Below are 15,685 nucleotides of genomic sequence, written 5' to 3'. Positions count from 1 at the left end.
TGAACTACCTATACAATAATTTTTTCAAGACATACATTAATACAAAATGTACTAAAACCCCTAATTCAAAAAACTAGGAGGGGAAAAATGGATAATATTAAAATTGGACCTTGGGAAGAGGAAGCGGGTTCGAATGAATTCTTCGTACCTGAATATATTGAAAATCTAGCAAAAAAGGTACTAGAACGCTACAATTTCTCCGTACAAAGTATGCAAATCATTACAACAAAACCCGATAAAGGAGGTGCCATTTGGAAGCTTACTACAAGTGAAGGACCAATGAGTTTAAAGCTCTTACACCGAAGGCCGACAAGAAGTATGTTCAGTTTAGGTGCTCAGGAGTATCTAGTAGATGTTAAAAAGGCAAGGGTGCCGATGATTATTAAGACGAAGGATCAGCAAAATTATGTAGAGGCTGGCGGAAAGCTATGGTTTGTTGCTGAATGGATAGAGCCACTTACACCTGTCACAAAGGACTTAGAAGGCGCAAAGCAACTTTGCGCAGCACTTGGCGAATTTCATCGTTTAAGTAAAGGGTACGTACCGCCACACAGGGCAGAAATTGCGTCCAGATTGTATAAATGGCCGGAAAACTACAAAAAAATAGTAACGAAAATGGATTGGTTTCGAAATATTGCGAGTGTATATAATGAGATGCCTGCAAGCTACTATTTATTATTCGTATTAGATGAATTTGAAAAACAGGCAATAGCCGGATTACAAGCCCTTAACCAATCAAGCTATTCGGAAATGGTGAAACTCGGTAATCAAAATTGGGGACTAGTACATCAGGATTATGGTTGGTCCAATGGGCAAATGGGACCGAATGGAATGTGGATTATAGATCTTGACGGGGTGGCATATGATCTGCCGATTCGTGATTTAAGAAAGCTAATTAGCGGTACAATGGCAGATTTAACGAAATGGGATACAACATGGATAAGAGAAATGATTCAAGCCTACCATAAGGAAAATCCGATATCACCGGAGCTTTATGAAATATTAATGATTGATTTGGCGCTGCCAAATGAGTTTTACAAGAATATTAAAGAAGTAGTGTATGAGCCGGATAAATTTTTAAATAATGAAACAAAAATAATGATAAGGAGTATTGTCAACCTGGAAAAAACAAAATGGACTGTATTGCAAGAATTACAAGAAGACTGGAAAGGAGTGAAACAATGAGAATCTTAATGATTTGTACAGAAAAACTCCCAGTTCCACCCGTATTAGGAGGTGCGATTCAAACCTATATATCTGGAATTCTTCCATATTTAAGCAAGTCCCATGATATAACGGTACTAGGAGTTAATGCTGATTCACTCCCTGACGAAGAAACGTTGGATGGAGTCCATTATGTAAGGGTACCAGGTACAGTTTTTGAAATTTATAGAGAAGGCGTTATTTCTTATCTTGAATCCAATCAATTTGACCTCATTCATATTTTTAACCGTCCACGCCTTGTCCTTCCTATAAGGAAAATTGCACCAAATTCAAAAATTACTTTGAGTATGCACAATGATATGTTTAAACCTGACAAAATTGAACCGGAGGAAGCTTCCGCTGTTATTGAAGAGGTTTCGAATATCGTGACAATTAGTAATTATATCGGTGAGGAAATTAAACGTTATTTCCCCCAAGCTGCGGACAAAATACGTACTATTTATTCAGGAGTAGACATAGAACGGTTTTTACCTGGACATCATGAAAAGATGCAGAATATCCGAAATGAGCTTCGGGAAAAGCATGGTTTAGAAGGTAAAACCGTTATATTGTTTACAGGGAGACTTTCCAATAATAAAGGTGTAGATCGGTTAGTTAGGGCATTACCGGAGCTAGCAAAAAAATTCAATGATCTTGCTCTTGTCATTGTCGGAAGTAAATGGTTTAGTCAAAATGATGTGACAGATTATGTTGCTTATGTCAGAGCATTGGCCAATAAATCACCAGTACCTGTTATTACAACTGGTTTTGTTTCGCCAAGCGAGATTCAAAATTGGTATGCGGCAAGTGATCTCTTTGTTTGTACGTCACAATGGCAGGAACCACTTGCGAGAGTGCATTACGAAGCAATGGCAGCCGGTCTTCCAATTGTAACGACCGCAAGAGGTGGAAATCAGGAAATTATTGAAAGAAATGAGAATGGACTTGTCGTTGGAAACCCGGAAGACCCGAGCGAATTTGTAGATAAAATTAGTGAGATATTATCAAGCAAATCTTTGATGAAAAGAATGGGAGAGACAGGAAGAAATCTAGCGATATCAAAATATACGTGGGACAGAGTAGCCAACGATGTGCTAGAGGTATGGGAACAATCTCTTCAATCTTCTGAAGTTATCGTCGAAGTTGAAAACCCTCAGGACGATAGTAAAATTATTGATATTGAGGAGATTCGCGATCGGAAACGAAAGCATGAGGAAGATTCGAAATACTCTACGCATCATAAGCGAAAGCACGAGAAAGATTCGAAATACTCTACGCATCACAAACGAAAGCACGAGGAAGATTCGAGATCCTCTACGCATCGCAAACGAAAGCACGAGGAAGATTCGAGATCCTCTACTCATCGCAAACGAAAGCACAAGGAAGATTCGAGATACTCTACCCATCACAAACGAAAGCGCGAGAAAGATTCGAAATATTATACACACCACAAACGAAAAAGATCTTCAAGAGGAGAAAGAAAATATAGAGATGAAAGGTATACCAGACGATATCGAAAAGAGAATTCCAGGAAGCTTCTTTCAAACAGAAAATATAGAACTGCTGAAAAAAGTATAGTTACCTCTATAAAAGTGCAAGAAAAGATCATCAAATCGATTAATTATAGATGGAAACCTATGTAAGGATAAAAAACCAATGACCGGGATCATTGGTTTTTTTATGAAAGAAAGCATATTAATGTAAAGATAATTGTTGAAGGAATAACAATCCAAACTCTCTAATGTATTAGCAATCACTATCGTTGAAATGGTGGCAATCGCTGTTTCCGTTGAACAATCCCCTAACTGCAAAAAAATCGTGCAAAATGGCATTGGAGACTTACGTCATACTAAGCGAATTTTTTATAAAGGATTTTTATCCCTAATCAAGAATTTATATAGTAAGAAAATAAAAAGGGGAAACAATGATGGAAAATCCAAAATTAGAAACATTACAGAAGGAATGGATAGTAGAAGCAACCATTTCTGATATGCAGAAAAAAATGGAAAATGGTGAATTAACATCAAAGGAACTTGTCCTGATGTACTTGCAGAGGATCGCTCAATTGGATAAGAATGGCCCAAAAATAAATTCCATACTTGAAGTCAACCCGGATGCGGTACAAATTGCTGCTGGATTAGATGCAGAGAGAAAACTAAAAGGCCCAAGAGGACCACTACATGGAATTCCTATCCTCATTAAAGATAATATTGATACTCATGATAAAATGCATACAAGTGCAGGTTCCTTAGCACTAGCAGAGTCTGTAGCACCTAAGGATTCTTTTGTGGTGAAACAGCTAAGAGAAGCAGGTGCCGTTATTCTTGGAAAAACCAATATGACGGAATGGGCGAATTTTATGGCGGATAATATGCCGAGTGGATACAGTTCAAGAGGTGGACAAGTATTAAATCCATACGGTCCGGGAGTGTTTGATGTCGGAGGCTCCAGTTCCGGTTCTGGTGCTGCGATTGCAGCTAATTTTGCAGCAGCAGCGATCGGCACAGAGACTTCAGGGTCCATTTTAAATCCTGCAACCCAAAATTCATTAGTTGGGATAAAACCAACATTAGGGCTAATAAGCAGAAGCGGCATTATTCCAATCGCGCATAGTCAAGATACTGCTGGGCCAATGGCAAGAACCGTAATGGATGCAGCTATTCTGTTATCTGCTTTAACGAAGCATGATACAGAAGATCCGGCTACTTTAACCAATACAGAATTAAATATGGTAGATTTTACTGAATTTCTGCAAAAGGATGGTCTAAAAGGAGCCCGACTCGGTGTTGCGAGGGATGATTATTTTAACCATTTAAGTGAAGAACAATTAGCGATTGTCGAGAATGCGCTTAAACGAATAGAAGAGTGCGGAGCGATTTTATCTGATATTTCCATCCCATCTGCAAAAATTAATTGGAGCTATGCTGTATTAACCTATGAATTTAAAACAGATATAAATGCTTATTTGCGTCAAGTGGACTCAAGTCTTCCGGTTCATTCCTTAAAGGATCTAATTGAGTTTAATAAGAATAACCCAGAAAAAATGTTGAAATATGGACAGGCCGTATTAGAAAAATCAGAGGCAACTAGCGGGACATTGACAGAAATGGAGTATATACAAGCCCTTGAACAGGATATCTATTTATCCACGGAACAAGGAATTGATTACGTGTTAAAGGAAAATAAGGTTGAGGCAATCATTTTTCCGCAAGATTTTAGTGATAGTATCGGCGCCAAGGCGGGATATCCTTCCATAACGGTGCCGGCAGGCTATACAAAAGATGGGGAACCTGTCAGTATTACCTTTACAGGAACTGCATACAGTGAACCAACTTTATTAAAAATGGCATATGCGTTTGAGCAAGCAACCCAGGTTAGAAAAGCACCGATTTTAAAATCGTTTGAGGAAACAAAATAAAACATGAAAAACCCTCTAAAACCAATTTATTAGAGGGTTTTTTGAGGTATATAATTGGTTTCATTTCCTTTTTAACTACTTCATGAGGTGGGATGTTACTTGAACAACACGTTCTCCTAATGCTCTTCCCAGTGTCTGATCTTGCTCATTTAACAGAGTGGAGCTTTCAATCGGGCAAGATATTCCAACACCATAGTAAGAACCGTAAAGAGCGTTTTCCGGTATATTACCTGGCAATCCTACAATAATCATGCCCTGATGAAGCATTGGGGTAATAAGGTTTAGTAATGTTGCCTCTAATCCGCCATGTGTTGTGGCTATTGTACAAAAAACAGCGCCAACTTTATCCACGAGCTTTCCGCGTGCCCATAGATAACCAAGCTTATCAATCCACTTTTTTAATCCTGAACTAACACTTCCAAAATGGCCGGGACATCCCCAGATGATCGCATCCATTTCCGGAAGCGTATGGACATCGGCTTCATCAACATGTTTTACATATACTGTTGCTATTCCCGTTTCTTCTGCTCCACGACCAATCGCTCTCGCTAAAGCTTCCGTATGCCCGCCTTCACTATCGTATACAATATATACTTTCATTTACTATCTCTCCATTACTTTAATGAGTTTCCATACCATTAATAGGGCGTAGATACAGTCTGTTTTTTTAGTCACACTTGTATCACTTATCTTTTTTATGTAAAGATCTTAATGCATTTCGGAACTCATCATCATTCATTTCACGATGTTCTTTTTTAAAATTACGAGCATCTTCTGGATTCCCTTTTGCTAAATTACTTAACGCTTGACGAAACATCTCATCTTTTTCCCCTTTAGCATGGTGTTTCTCTCTTTCATGGTCAGAAGATTTATGAGGAATTTCATTTTCCACTTCTACTTCAATCTTCTTTCCGCTTTCATCTACAACAGCTTCTTTATAATTTTTAGTTAGATTTATAAATGCAATAAGAATCGCCAATGTCAAAATAAAATAGATGGATAGTGCATATAATGCATTCCCCAGTCCTGCTTGCAATCTTCCGTCATAATAGAGTAATGCCCTTATGCCGTCTACAATATATCTCGTAGGTAAAATAAAACTGAACAATCGATGAACGATTGGTAATGTTGATAGAGGAAATGCTCCTCCGCTCGAAAATATCCCCATAAAATTTAATGGGAACATTACTAACATTCCCCATCCGCCTAAAAAAACCGCAATCGTTTTAAATAACAAAAACATGGTAGTAATACTGAAAAAAGTGAATAAAAATATCATCCAAATGCTCGAAGCATGTGCGCTCCCGAAAAGGCCAAATACACCGAGCTGTATCACAATAGAAACACAAAAAGTTAAAATCACACCAAATATTATTTCTGATTGGAGGACTTCAGATTCACTTAATGCAGAGCCCCTATTCTTCAAAGTCCCATTTCCTCGCAAAAGATATCCATGGATCATATTTGCTCCCAACATCCCAGTGATGGATGAAATAAGGGCCATAACAAACGGTGTCATTCCTTTATTAAGATTAACCGGCAGCCCAAGCACATTTTTTGAAATAACCTGTACAGGATTGTCTAATAGTGAAGCATTCTCCGGCGCTACTCTCATTCCTCTTTGTGCTAGTTCATTTTTTAGTTGACTGCTAATTCCTTTAGAAGCAGTTAAAGCGACGGTTTGAAGGGTATTACTCGCAATCATGGATGCCGTTTGCCCAATCCCTTCATTCAATAAAACTTCTAATTTTGCGGGTTTACCATTGCTAATACCTGATATTAGTGTGTCATGTACATTGCCTAGACCTTTTGAATAGTTAGAAGGAATAATCAATGCGCCGTATGCTTTGTTATTTCTTAAATCCATCAATGCTTGTTTCCTGCTTTTATCGACAACCCATTTGAAGGAATTTCCATTTTGCTTCTCGATAAGATTTAATAATATAGCATCACCAACTTTTCCCTTATCTTCATTCACGATAATGAGAGGAACATCAGACATATTTTGTTTTGCGCCTTTGAAAATTGGCAGATACACACATACCATGACAAGCATTAATAATGATATTAACCAAATAGGAAACCAAGAGGAGCTTAATTTAAACAATTGCTTCACGATTCCATTCCCCTAACAACGGATATTTTTTCATTTTCATTATGTCCATATTAGTGTAGATTATGAGGACGAATAAAAGGATAATGAAAGTTAGGGGTTTGTCTTGTATTGGAACATTAGTGTATGATAAAGCATATCAAGTTTTTGAGACAAAAGGAGTCAGCATATTGAACGGAAATTCAAGTTTAGAATCATATCAATCTTTTATAAAAAAGAATTGGGAAAAGGCCGGCTTTAAGAATCCAACGGCGGTTCAAGCGGAAGCCATGCCGCACATTTTAGAAGGCAAGGATATTATTGCAAGCTCACCGACTGGATCAGGAAAAACGGTTGCTTATTTACTTCCATTGCTGCAACGAATCAACCAGGAAAATAAAGGAGTTCAAGCTGTTGTTCTTGCTCCTTCAAGAGAATTAGTGATGCAAATCCTTGAAGAAATTCAAAAATGGACCGAAGGAGCAGATATTTTAGCGGCTTCTTTCATTGGAGGAGCCAATTTAAAACGTCAGCTTGAAAAATTAAAAAAGAGACCGCAAATCGTTGTTGGCACACCAGGTCGTATTTATGAACTTATCACGCAGAAAAAGCTAAAAATGCATGAGGTAAAAACAATTGTATTGGATGAAGGCGATCAATTGTTGCTGCCTGAATATAAGCAGGCTATCTCTGGAATAGTGAAGTCCACATTAAGCGATCGGCAGCTCCTTTTATTTTCTGCTACCGTATCACCGGAAGCGATTGAAAAGGCAACGGCGATGATGAAGAGTCCAGAATTTATTAATATTACCGTAAAGGAATCCCCAAGTGTGGAATACCAGTATTTTTTAAGTGATGCACGGGAAAAAATCGATGTACTTCGTAAGCTAAGTGCAGCAGAAAGATTTCAAGCTCTTGTTTTCGTAAGGGATATTGGAAATCTTTCTGTATTAGCTGAAAAACTGCGGTTTAAAGCAGTGTCAATTGGGGAACTGCATAGTGATTTGAAAAAGGAAGAGCGGGCAAAAGCGATAAAATTATTCCAGCAAGGTGACACACAATTTTTACTCGTTACTGAGGTGGCAGCTAGGGGATTGGACTTACCTGGATTGACTCACGTTATTCATTATGATTTTCCGGAAGAACTATCCCAATTTGTTCATCGCTCCGGACGTACCGGCAGACTTGGATCGACTGCAGGAACCGTAATATCCATTGTTACAGAGCGGGAGGAGAGAAAGCTTAAACAGTTCTGTCGTGAACTGAATGTGGAAGCTCACCAAAAGGCATTGGTTGGCGGCAAAATAGTGGACGCTAAAAGTGGAAGTGATCGCTTGAATCAAAGAAGCGGAAGGAAACCAGAGAATCGTAAACAACAAAGAGGAAAAAGGTAAGCAATGTCTCCAACACAAAAAATCAGCCATCTCCTGAGATGGCTGATTTTTTATATTATTTAAGAATTCACATCATTATTTAAACTAGCCTTTGCAAGACCTACGCTTTGTAATAACTTACCTAATGCGTCATCTGCTGAAGAAAACTTAGCGTTAGCAGCATCTAATGATGGTTGATCTTTTTTTAATTCATTTGCTTTTAATTGGTATGTAGCCTCTAAATCTTTTAAAATAGCTTCAAGATCTGATTTTTTGTCCTTTAATCCAGATGGAATCTTCAATTCTTTAATATTGGCTTCAACATTTGGTGCTGCAGCCGCAGCTTTTTCTTTTAAACTTGCCAATTCATCGGCAGATGGCTTTGGATCTGCTGTTAATGCTGATTCATATGCATTGATGTCTTTGTCTGCAGAGTTAATTTTATCCACTAGATTCATATAAAATTGCATCATATCTGCTTTTGCATTTGCTGCTGTTTCCGTTTTATTGCTGGTAGTCTTTGAGTCTGATTTAGTAGAATCACTATTAGAACAAGCTGTTGTAAGCGCCACCACAAGTGCTAGCCCTAAAGCGATTAACCATTGCTTTTTCATATTGTGCTAAACCTCCTGTTGCATTGTAAATCAAATTTTGTCTCGCGATATGTATATTAGCATGCAAAAATTGCTAAGTAAAGGAAAATTACATCAATACTAAAATGTTATAATAATATGAATAAAAGTAAGATTTTGTTATTGTGAAAAATAAAAAAGCGGGTATATTTACCCGTAATCTCAAAATGGTTTTATCGTCATTAAGATGATTAAAATGATTGCTGCTCCATGTATAATCCAATTAAATGGACGTAAGCCACTGTTCAGCACTTGATAAGCCTCCGGAATGTCTTCTTTATTATGCTCGGCAAGAATTTGTTCCATTTGTTTTAGTCTTTTTGGAAGAATACCGGCAACAATCGGCTGTACAAGTATGTAAATAACAAGAGAGGCAATATACCAGCCATGTTTGAATAGATCGAGGTTGAGGAATCCAAGTATAAGTCCCGTTAGAAGAAGAACGATACTTCCATATTTAACCGGTTTCTCAATATGTTTGTTCAAAAGCAAGGCAAATTTAGCTTGTTCCACAGTTTTAGGATATTTAATCACCAATGGCATTGCAAAGCTTGCACCTAATCCGGCTACCGCAGCAATAATGTGAACGAGCAATATAAATCCATAAAATGTCATTTATACACCTCCTTTTTCCTGCTTCTCAGACTAATTATATAGAGCAGAATGAACAATTAGAATATTTCATTCATAAAAAAAGTTCCCCGTCAAAACAGGGAACACCATGATTAAAACACTTTAGTTGTCCATGATTCACAATTCCATACATCTGTAACTACATCTTGATAAAACTCAGGCTCATGGCAGATAAGCAGAATGCTTCCTTTGTAGTCCTGCAAAGCACGTTTTAACTCATCTTTCGCATCAACATCGAGATGATTGGTCGGCTCATCCAGTACTAAAATATTTGTTTCTTTATTAATAAGCTTACAAAGCCTTACTTTAGCCTTTTCACCGCCGCTTAGCACTTCGACTTTACTTTCGATATGCTTAGTGGTTAAGCCACACTTCGCTAATGCCGCACGAATTTCGTACTGTGTAAAGGAAGGAAAATCATTCCAAACATCTTCAATACAAGTGTGATAGTTTGCTTGTTTTATTTCCTGTTCAAAATATCCAGTATATAAATATTCCCCTAATTGAACAGAGCCGGAGATTGGATTAATTTCCCCTAAAATACTTCTTAATAAGGTTGTTTTTCCAATGCCATTTGCTCCGACAAGTGCAATTTTTTGCCCGCGTTCCATCCTCAAATTAAGTGGTTTAGAAAGTGCTTCATCATAGCCAATTACAAGGTCCGATGTTTCGAAAATCAACTTGCCGGAAGTTCTTGCTTCTTTAAAACGAAATTCCGGTTTTGGCTTTTCGGCGGCAAGCTCAATAATCTCCATTTTATCAAGCTTTTTCTGGCGGGACATTGCCATATTGCGGGTAGATACCCTTGCTTTATTGCGTGCAACAAAATCCTTAAGCTCGGAAATTTCTTGCTGTTGCTTTTTATACGCGGCTTCAAGCTGTTGTTTCTTCATTTCATGTACCTTAAGAAAATCATCATAATCACCAACATAGCGGTTTAATTCTTGATTTTCCATATGGTAAATAAGATTAATAACACTATTCAAAAACGGAATATCGTGGGAAATGAGAATAAACGCGTTCTCATATTCCTGCAGATAACGTTTTAACCACTCAATATGCTTTTCATCCAAATAGTTGGTCGGCTCGTCCAAAAGAAGTATATCAGGTTTTTCTAGAAGCAGCTTTGCCAACAGGATTTTTGTTCTTTGTCCGCCGCTTAATTCCTGAACATCACGTTCTAGGCCAATATCATCCAATCCAAGACCGCGGGCAACCTCTTCCACCTTTGCATCAATGACATAAAAATCATTATTTGTTAAGGTTTCTTGGATATTCCCGACGTCTTCAAGCAATGCTTCGAGTTCTTCTGGTGTTACTTCTGCCATTTTGTTATATATATCATTCATTTCCGCCTCAAGATCAAAAAGGTATTGAAAAGCCCCTTTTAAGCAATCGCGAATAGTCATTCCTTTTTGGAGAACTGCATGCTGATCAAGATAACCGACGCGTACCTTTTTCGCCCATTCCACTTTTCCTTCATCAGGCTGAAGCTTACCGGTCACTATATTCATAAACGTAGATTTTCCCTCTCCATTTGCACCTACTAGTCCGATATGCTCTCCTTTAAGCAGCCGGAAGGAAACATCATTAAATATCGCACGGTCGCCAAAGCCATGACTTAAATTCTTCACAGTTAAAATACTCATATTGTAAATACACCTTTTTCCGTTAATTTTTGCCGCATAAAAAAATTATATCTGAGAGATACATAGTATTGAAGTAAATTTTTTTTGAAATGAATGTAAATATTGGGCATGAATAAACCATTGCATCAGCCTTCTACGTCTTAAGTCTTATATAAAATTCCATCTGTTATCTCATGATAAAAAAACTTGTGGATGATAATGTAAATTTCGAAACAAAAACTGTAGGGTTTCTATTTTTTAATACGTTTATTATTACGAGCAGGAAACTAGAGTCGACAGTTAAACTTTTTCTAAACAAAAATTAAAGAAAACTTAAGAATCTTTTTTTTCTATTTTAAGTTTGATTCCATATAATGAATGGGAAAAGCGGAGACGCCTTGCTCATCGGTGTATGGATTAGTGAAATTTAAAATGCCAATTGCACCTTCGCAGTCATCAAAATGGATACCCGCATACGTTAGAAAGAGACAAATGTTTGTAAATAACTTAAAATGATTATAAATGAAACTTCCTTATTTTTAAAGATATGGATAATTTAGGAGAGAGTGAAAAAATGATTGCAGCAAATCGTAAACAAGATAATGTGATAGATTTAGAGGAATTTATTCAAACACACGGAAAAGCACTTCTGCATTATATATATTCTATTATGAAGCATTGGGAGATGTCTGAGGACATTTACCAGGAAACATTATTATCGGCTTTTATCCATTATAAATCCTTTGAAAAAAGAGCATCTTTGAAAAACTGGATATACAAAATTGCACAGAATAAGTGCAAGGACATGTGGAAAAAAGAGAATGTTAGGAAACGATATATTAATAATCAAACCATGGAACAAAACGAAGTTATCCTCCATGATGAAACGGAAAATACTGTAATGGAAAAATGTCTTCATGAAGAATTGATGAAAAAAATTAATGAGCTTCCAAATCGTTATAAAAACCCTATTTTACTTTATTATTTTCATGATTTCACGATTATGGATATTTCGAAAAATAGCGAGCTGCCTATGTCCACTGTGAAAACTCACTTAAGACGTGGAAAGGAAAAACTGAAAGGGAAGGTCGCTAGTATTAATTAAGGCTCTTTTCTTAAACTATGTTTTATTGGAAAAATATCCTTAATTCGGTTAAGAATGAATAACCTTTTTAAAGAAAAAGTCTTCATTAGGATTTATCATATATGAAAAGAAACAATCTAAACGGAAAATCAGTCTTCTATAAAAAAATTGACCTTTTGAAAGAGTCAGATAATAATAAGGGAGGAGGTGCAATCATGGAGAAATTAGTGAACGTCGGAATTGTCGGATTGGGTGCAGTAGGGGAGAGACTATTACATCAGTTTGTTAAACATCCGAAAACAATTGTTGCCGCAATCTGCGATACCAATACGTCGCGATTAAACGAGTTACAGGCAAAGCTTGATAATGTGAATATATATACAAATTACAACGAATTAATTTCAGATCCTTCTATTAATCTTGTATATGTGGCAGTTCCGCCTAAGTTTCATCATCGGGTCGTAATGGAAGCTGCAAAGGCGGGTAAGCATATTTTATGTGAAAAGCCTTTAGCAAATTCATTAGCGGAAGCGGAAGAAATGGCTGGTGCAGTAGAAAATGCAAATATAGTAAACGCTATTAACTTTCCGTTACCATATAGCAATGCTGTTCAAACATTTAAAGCAAAATGGGAAGCAGGCGAAATTGGAAAATTAAAACGCGTAGAATTAAAAATGCATTTTCCCCAATGGCCGCGCGCGTGGCAGCAAAATCCTTGGATAGCCGGAAGGGAACAAGGCGGTTTTATTCGTGAAATAACGCCTCATTATATTCAAGTGATGGAAGATCTTTTTGGAGAAATTACATATGAACAATCTTTTATTGACTACCCGGATAATCCAGAACAATGTGAAACAGGTGTTATTGCAAAATTAAAGCTTCAAGATGGTATCCCTGTTATCATTGATGGTTTAAGCGGAATTGGAAGAAAAGAAGAAATATCCTTTAAATTATATGGTGACAAAGGAACATTGGCTCTAAAAAATTGGGGTCAGCTTGAAGGGGAAACAAACGAACAATCTGCCTTTCCAATTGAAGCGATTGAAAATAATGAGCACCAAGATCTTATTTCAGAAATAATCAAGGCGATGGAAAATAAGCAATCGAGACTAGTTTCCTTTAAAGATGGGTATAATGTACAAAAAGTATTAGAACAGATTTTGCAGCATGTTTAAAAGAAAGCTTGCAAAAAGTGTTCGAAAAAATTAAAATAATAATAATACAATGAAAGGTGGTGTATAGAGATGAATCAAGCTGTTTTTGTGCGCGGGCAATGGATGGAACACCTGTATATTTGCCGTGCAATTTTTCATGCTGTAGCTGCTAACGGGAGTAGTATGCCCATTTTTAGCAACTGCATATGGAAATGAAAACGGTGAGAAAATCTCTATAACCACTTTTGAATAGTTCGGTAAAAAGGGAGGGCTTCTTGCTCTCCCTTTTTTTGCACCTATTATGTTTATAAAATGGAAACATAATTTTTGAACTAAAGCCATGGGGTTTTGCTTTCCTATGGCTTTTTTGTGTTTGAAGTACGGAAATAAAAATAGGTAAGTCCACATTCCAAACTAGGTTATAGAGATTGCTCAAGTGAAATATGTGCATATTTTTATGACAAAGGAGAGAATGCAAATGATTGTTTGCAGTATGAATGAAATTAGTAAATCCTATGGCGGGAGTATGATATTTGAACATTTATCCCTAGAAATAAATGAGAAAGATTGTATTGGCTTAGTCGGACGCAACGGAAGTGGAAAGACCACCTTGTTAAAAATTATGGCCGGCATAGAGATGCAAGATTCAGGGCAAGTTCATTGGAAAAAAGGCTTAAACATTGGCTATTTAGCCCAGATTCCAGATTACCCGGCCGATATGTCGGTTGAAAATGTTTTAAGGACGGCTTTTCAATCTCTTACAGATATTCAATCCAAAATGAAAGAACTGGAGGTAAAAATGGGAGGTGAAAATGATCCTAATACATTGCAAAAGCATATGGATATGTATGGAGAATTGCAGGATCATTTCATTCGAAATGGAGGATATGAAATAGAGTCCAACATTGATCGAGTTGCGAATGGATTAAATATATCCAGTTTACTTTCTCAATCTTTTAATCAGTTGAGTGGAGGAGAAAAGACGAAAATTGGATTAGCCCTCAACTTATTAAAAAATCCTGATTTGTTATTGCTGGACGAACCAACCAATCATTTAGATCTTCAAGCAGTAGAATGGTTAGGGAGTTTTTTGCGTGATTATGGCGGCACTGTGGTTCTAATATCTCATGATCGATATTTTTTAGATGAGGTTGTAAACAAAATTGTTGATTTAGAAGAAGGGGAAATCCATATTTATCACACTAACTTTTCAGGGTTCGTGAAGGAAAAAGAGGAAAGACTGCTCATTGAATTCCAAGCATACCAGGAGCAGCAAAAAAAGATCAAAAAAATGAAGGAAGCGATCAAACGGTTAAAAGAATGGGCAAATCGTGCAAATCCGCCGAATGAGGGTCTTCATAAGCGAGCCCGAAATATGGAACGTGCCTTAGAAAGAATGGTTAAGCTGGAAAGACCAATTTTAAACCGAAAAAAAATAAATGTAGATTTCGATAGCGCAGATCGGAGTGGAAAAGATGTTATTTCGCTAAAGGAGGTAGCAAAATCCTATGGTGGAAGGAAGCTATTTGAACAAGTCAATATGCATATTCAATACACGGATAAGGTGGCAATTATTGGTGAGAATGGCGCAGGTAAATCCACCTTAATAAAAATGATGCTTCAAAAAGTGCAACCGGATAATGGTGAAATAAAGCTTGGCAGCAATCTCCACATCGGCTATTTATCCCAGCATGTATATGACAGCGGCCAAAATCATACGGTTATAGAGGAATTCCGCAACGAGATCCATGTTACAGAGGGAGAGGCGCGCCATATATTAGCGAGATTTCTTTTCTACGGTCATTCTGTCTTTCGCAAAGTAAATCAGCTAAGTGGGGGAGAGCGCATGAGGCTGCGCTTGGCACAATTAATGTACAAGGATATTAATCTTCTTATACTGGATGAACCAACGAATCATTTAGATATAGATTCCTGTGAAGTATTAGAGGAAGCATTAGAAGAATTTAATGGAACGATTATTGCCGTCTCCCATGATCGATATTTCTTAAATCGTTTATTTGAAAGAATATATTGGATTAAGGATCAGTCTGTACACCGTTTTGATGGAAATTATGATTGGGCAAAGGGGAAAATGGAGGAACTTCGTCACCGCCAAGAATGGAAGGTAAAACAATTGCCTAAAACAACTTCAAGGGAAAACGTTAAAAAAGCCGAAGTGAAAATAGAAGAAAATATAACGTTTATCCTCGAAAAGGAAATAGAACAAATTGAGTCTTCCATTAGTGCTATTTTGAAGCAAATGGAAAAGGAGAGGGAGATACAATTATTACAGGAACTTCATCATGAAGCAAATAGGTTGGAATTAAGAAGAGATGAAATATACGAAGAATTGGAAAAAATAGAAGGAGATTAATGGGTGCTGACGGGGAAACCTGTCAGCTTTTCATATGGATCTTTAACTATTATGATGGACATTCCGCCGGACAGTATACGTTGGCTATAAATTA

Annotated in this window: 13 protein-coding genes; 8 read left to right on the top strand and 5 right to left on the bottom strand. The window is 37.1% G+C overall.

Going from position 1 to position 15,685, the window contains the following annotated elements:
• Positions 1-87: 87 nt before the first annotated feature.
• The 3 genes from NSQ59_RS22635 to NSQ59_RS22625 all read left to right on the top strand — a co-directional run bounded on the left by NSQ59_RS22635 (position 88) and on the right by NSQ59_RS22625 (position 4,621).
• A complete protein-coding gene (locus NSQ59_RS22635) occupies positions 88-1,185 on the top strand; it encodes a CotS family spore coat protein (protein ID WP_340832823.1) in 1,098 nt (365 codons plus the stop codon).
• Positions 1,182-2,846, top strand: coding sequence for a glycosyltransferase family 4 protein (locus tag NSQ59_RS22630; RefSeq protein WP_340832822.1), 1,665 nt, complete (start codon positions 1,182-1,184; stop codon positions 2,844-2,846). Before NSQ59_RS22635 ends, NSQ59_RS22630 begins: the two co-directional genes overlap by 4 nt.
• A 284-nt stretch (positions 2,847-3,130) precedes the next feature.
• A complete protein-coding gene (locus tag NSQ59_RS22625) occupies positions 3,131-4,621 on the top strand; it encodes an amidase family protein (RefSeq protein ID WP_340832821.1) in 1,491 nt (496 codons plus the stop codon).
• Between the two features lie 75 nt (positions 4,622-4,696).
• Here NSQ59_RS22625 and NSQ59_RS22620 read toward each other — a convergent pair whose 3' ends face one another.
• Positions 4,697-5,221 (bottom strand): NAD(P)H-dependent oxidoreductase, encoded by a 525-nt coding sequence (locus NSQ59_RS22620; protein WP_340832820.1) that lies wholly within the window; start codon positions 5,219-5,221, stop codon positions 4,697-4,699.
• Between the two features lie 82 nt (positions 5,222-5,303).
• A complete protein-coding gene (locus tag NSQ59_RS22615) occupies positions 5,304-6,737 on the bottom strand; it encodes an ABC transporter permease (protein WP_340832819.1) in 1,434 nt (477 codons plus the stop codon).
• 164 nt (positions 6,738-6,901) lie between these two features.
• On the opposite strand from NSQ59_RS22615, the gene NSQ59_RS22610 reads away from it, so the two are divergent.
• Positions 6,902-8,107, top strand: coding sequence for a DEAD/DEAH box helicase (locus NSQ59_RS22610; protein WP_340833192.1), 1,206 nt, complete (start codon positions 6,902-6,904; stop codon positions 8,105-8,107).
• Between the two features lie 59 nt (positions 8,108-8,166).
• Here NSQ59_RS22610 and NSQ59_RS22605 read toward each other — a convergent pair whose 3' ends face one another.
• The 3 genes from NSQ59_RS22605 to NSQ59_RS22595 form a co-directional block, all read right to left on the bottom strand.
• Complete coding sequence (locus NSQ59_RS22605; protein ID WP_126647600.1) at positions 8,167-8,700, bottom strand: hypothetical protein; 534 nt, start codon at positions 8,698-8,700, stop codon at positions 8,167-8,169.
• A gap of 180 nt (positions 8,701-8,880) precedes the next feature.
• Positions 8,881-9,333, bottom strand: coding sequence for a DUF2269 family protein (locus NSQ59_RS22600; protein ID WP_055742278.1), 453 nt, complete (start codon positions 9,331-9,333; stop codon positions 8,881-8,883).
• 110 nt (positions 9,334-9,443) lie between these two features.
• Positions 9,444-11,000: an ABC-F family ATP-binding cassette domain-containing protein gene (locus NSQ59_RS22595; RefSeq protein ID WP_055742277.1), complete on the bottom strand. Its 1,557-nt coding sequence runs from the start codon at positions 10,998-11,000 to the stop codon at positions 9,444-9,446.
• Positions 11,001-11,553: 553 nt separating this feature from the next.
• Between NSQ59_RS22595 and NSQ59_RS22590 the strand changes: the two genes are divergently transcribed.
• The 4 genes from NSQ59_RS22590 to abc-f all read left to right on the top strand — a co-directional run bounded on the left by NSQ59_RS22590 (position 11,554) and on the right by abc-f (position 15,591).
• A complete protein-coding gene (locus NSQ59_RS22590) occupies positions 11,554-12,084 on the top strand; it encodes an RNA polymerase sigma factor (RefSeq protein ID WP_055742276.1) in 531 nt (176 codons plus the stop codon).
• Positions 12,085-12,278: 194 nt separating this feature from the next.
• Entirely contained in the window at positions 12,279-13,238 is a 960-nt protein-coding gene (locus NSQ59_RS22585; RefSeq protein ID WP_126647602.1) for a Gfo/Idh/MocA family protein, read from the top strand.
• Between the two features lie 69 nt (positions 13,239-13,307).
• Entirely contained in the window at positions 13,308-13,433 is a 126-nt protein-coding gene (locus NSQ59_RS22580) for an RAxF-45 family protein (protein ID WP_280513094.1), read from the top strand.
• 262 nt (positions 13,434-13,695) lie between these two features.
• Positions 13,696-15,591, top strand: coding sequence for a ribosomal protection-like ABC-F family protein (gene abc-f, locus NSQ59_RS22575; RefSeq protein ID WP_340832817.1), 1,896 nt, complete (start codon positions 13,696-13,698; stop codon positions 15,589-15,591).
• The last annotated feature ends 94 nt before the right edge of the window (positions 15,592-15,685 follow it).

It is taken from the genome of Margalitia sp. FSL K6-0131 (genome assembly GCF_038008735.1).
GTDB lineage: Bacteria > Bacillota > Bacilli > Bacillales > Bacillaceae_C > Margalitia > Margalitia shackletonii.
Note: the sequence above shows the minus strand (reverse complement) of the source record. Positions and strands in the feature narration are given on the sequence as shown.